The sequence below is a fragment of the Cupriavidus basilensis OR16 genome, assembly GCF_000243095.1.
In the GTDB taxonomy this organism is placed as follows: domain Bacteria; phylum Pseudomonadota; class Gammaproteobacteria; order Burkholderiales; family Burkholderiaceae; genus Cupriavidus; species Cupriavidus basilensis_D.
In genome coordinates this window covers 1-438 of record NZ_AHJE01000399.1, presented here as the reverse complement: position 1 = coordinate 438, position 438 = coordinate 1, and the positions used below count along the sequence as shown (strand labels likewise).

The following is a 438-nucleotide window of genomic DNA, read 5'->3' as shown; positions in this document are numbered from 1 at the left end:
GACGGCTCGCTGCGCATCGCGCTCGGGTTATTTGCGCCCGGGGGCGCAAATAACGGCTAAGCCGAATGGTGTTTTGATCCCACTGGTTCCGTTGTGTTTCCCGCCTGGGGGCGGGACGGCTACACGGGGTTGATGTTCCAATTCTCCCGCTGGTTTGCCCGGCCCGGGCTTACGCCGCCATTACCTCGCCATACCGCTGCACATGAAAATCACTGTCACCCAGCAACGGGTCGATCATCGTCAGCCGCTTGAAGTAGTCCCCAACCGCCAGTTCGTCCGTCATGCCCATCCCGCCGTGCAGCTGCACCGCTTGCATGACTGACGAAGCGGCCGGCCTTGGCTACCGTGACCTTGGCGGCGCTGAGCATGCGGCGGCGTTGGGCGGGGTCGGTTTCGTCCAGCGCCTGGGCGGCCACATAGGCCATCGATAGCGCCAGT

General features: G+C 63.9%; 1 pseudogene. It reads right to left on the bottom strand.

The window, feature by feature from the left end:
• Positions 1-169 precede the first annotated feature (169 nt).
• Positions 170-438 (bottom strand): annotated as a pseudogene (locus tag OR16_RS42510) (acyl-CoA dehydrogenase family protein); the annotation flags it as partial.